General features: G+C 45.0%; 1 protein-coding gene and 2 pseudogenes. 1 reads left to right on the forward strand and 2 read right to left on the reverse strand.

The window, feature by feature from the left end:
- A partial coding sequence (locus AB5026_RS18815) for an MATE family efflux transporter (RefSeq protein ID WP_368214142.1) occupies positions 1-338 on the reverse strand: 338 nt, incomplete at its 3' end.
- Positions 339-576: 238 nt separating this feature from the next.
- Between AB5026_RS18815 and AB5026_RS18820 the strand changes: the two are divergent.
- Positions 577-1,731 (forward strand): annotated as a pseudogene (locus AB5026_RS18820) (FprA family A-type flavoprotein); the annotation flags it as partial.
- A 101-nt stretch (positions 1,732-1,832) separates the two neighbouring features.
- Here AB5026_RS18820 and AB5026_RS18825 read toward each other — a convergent pair.
- A pseudogene (locus AB5026_RS18825) lies at positions 1,833-2,620 on the reverse strand (amylosucrase); the annotation flags it as partial.

Consider the following 2,620-nt stretch of genomic DNA (forward strand, 5'->3'; position numbering starts at 1 on the left):
AGTCCTGCGATGGCACAGAGAAGAAGAGATGTATGGATCGTTTCTTCGGTACCTTTTCTGTTTTCGGCACCAAGCTCGTGTGCTACACGAACATTGACTCCGGCGCCCATGCCGATCAGGATTCCGGTAAATAAAGTGACCAGCAGAGTTGTGGAACCCACAGCTCCAAGTGCCATGTAATCTGCAAATCGCCCCACAACCGCAACATCACTTAAATTAAAAAGAACCTCCAACACCTGGGACCCCATCAGGGGAAGGCTGAAGAGGAGGATATTTTTCCAGAGAGAGCCGGAGGTCATCTCAATGGAAGACGTTTTCTTTTTTTCATTTTCACACATAGTTTACCTCATAAAAATTATAAAAAATTCCTTCATCCAAGGTATACAATACTATGTTGGAATAGGTTTGTAAAGAGGGGAAAATAGCTCTTTTACCAGGCGCAGAGGTTTGTTTTTATTTATAGATTCTACATTGATTTCAGTACGAACAATGATATAATAAATGAGAGCAATAAGAAAGTATTTTCAGAAATATTGGAAATATAAAATACAGCAGACTAAGGAGGAACTCAATACAATGAAAATCGGAAATGATATTTATTATGTAGGAGTAAACGATCATCAGGTAGACCTGTTTGAGGGACAGTATGTAGTGCCAAACGGAATGTCCTACAACTCCTATGTGATCAAAGATGAGAAGATCGCAGTTATGGACACTGTAGATGCCGGCTTCACAGAAGAGTGGCTGGGAAAAGTTGCAGAGGTTCTGGATGGTGCGAAACCGGATTATCTTGTAGTTCAGCATATGGAGCCGGACCATGCAGCAAATATTGAGAATTTCATGAAAGCATACCCGGATACAACTGTTGTTGCCAACACAAAGACCTTTACCATGATGGAGAATTTCTTCCGTGGAATGGATCTGGAAGGAAAGAAACATATTGTAGCCAACGGTGACACCCTGACACTTGGAAAACACGTCCTTACTTTCGTATTTGCACCGATGGTTCACTGGCCGGAGGTTATGGTTACATATGACAGCACAGACAAAGTTCTGTTTTCCGCAGACGGCTTTGGCAAATTCGGAGCTCTTGATGTAGAAGAGGACTGGGACTGCGAAGCACGTCGCTACTATATTGGAATCGTCGGAAAATACGGTCCGCAGGTACAGAAGCTTCTCAAGGCAGCAGCAACTCTTGATATCCAGACCATCTGCCCGCTTCACGGACCGATCCTTACCGAAAATCTTGGACATTATCTGGAGAAATATGATATCTGGTCTTCTTATAAAGTAGAGAGTGAAGGAGTAATGATCGCCTACACATCTGTATATGGACATACAAAGAAAGCAGCAGAGCTTCTTGCACAGAAGCTGGAGGAAAAGGGCTGCCCGAAGGTTGTTGTCTGCGATCTTGCAAGAGAAGACATGGCAGAGGCAGTGGAGGATGCTTTCCGCTACGGCAAGCTGGTACTGGCTAGCATTACATACAACGGAGAAGCATTCCCGTTTATGCGTACATTCATCGAGAACCTGACAGAGCGTAATTATCAGAACCGCACCATCGGCCTCATTGAGAACGGAAGCTGGGCACCGACTGCAGCTAAAGTCATGAAAGGAATGTTCGAGAAGAGTAAAAATATCACATGGCTTGAGAACAATGTAAAGATCATGTCCTCCCTCAGCGATGAGAATGTGGCAGAGATCGATGCAATGGCAGAGGAGCTCTGCAAGTAATTTCTGAATACCAGAACAGCTTATAAAAAATAAAGATATAACATAATAAAAAGACGTGGATCCGTAAGGCCACGTCTTTTTTATTTACCAAGTAACAGTTACATCCTCTTACACCACATAAATCCATAAGCCGGAAGCTCCACGTCCTTAAGCTCCAGTGTCTGGTCAGTGATCAGATCGCGGAAGGTTCCTTCCTCCTGCATCCAGGCAGTTTTTTCGCTGTCACTGAAATTGAAGATTCCGATGAAACGTTCGTTTCCTTTCTGGCGGAGGATGCAGAGAATGCTGTCATCATGAACATCGTATGTATATACATCACAGTCCTTATCAAAAACAGATTCCTGGCTGCGGATCTGCTCCATGCGGCTAAGAGTCTGGAAGATCTGTCCCTCAACGGAGGATTTGGAGTTCCTTTTTCCGGCAAGCTCCCACTGGAAAGCACCACGGTGGATATAACGGGAATCTGCAGCCTTATCCGGATCCTCTTTATAGGAATAATCATTGAGACGTCCGATTTCATCGGAGCTGTAAAGCATCGGGATTCCGGACTGGGTAAGCATATATGCGTGAAGCATCAGATCCTCGCGGATACCCCTTTTCAGCTTCTCGTCATCTTTTTCAAAAAGAGCAGCCTCGATCCCGCACATGGAAGCAGTAGTTCCGCAGAAGCGGGCATCCTGAGTTACCGGGTCATCATTATAGAGTTCTCCGCGGCTGTCGCTTCCCGGATGCTTTCCTGTAAAGAAATCATTCAGGTAACGCTTATGGGATGGCTCATCCATGCCCCATTCCTTCAGGGTGGCGAAATCAAGTCCCCAGCCGATATCGTCATGGCAGCGGAGATAATTCAGGAAGGTGTACTGTTTCGGAAGGCTGTTTACAATGT

Source organism: Blautia sp. RTP21359st1_E11_RTP21359_211015 (assembly GCF_040910705.1).
Taxonomy (GTDB): domain Bacteria; phylum Bacillota; class Clostridia; order Lachnospirales; family Lachnospiraceae; genus Blautia_A; species Blautia_A fusiformis.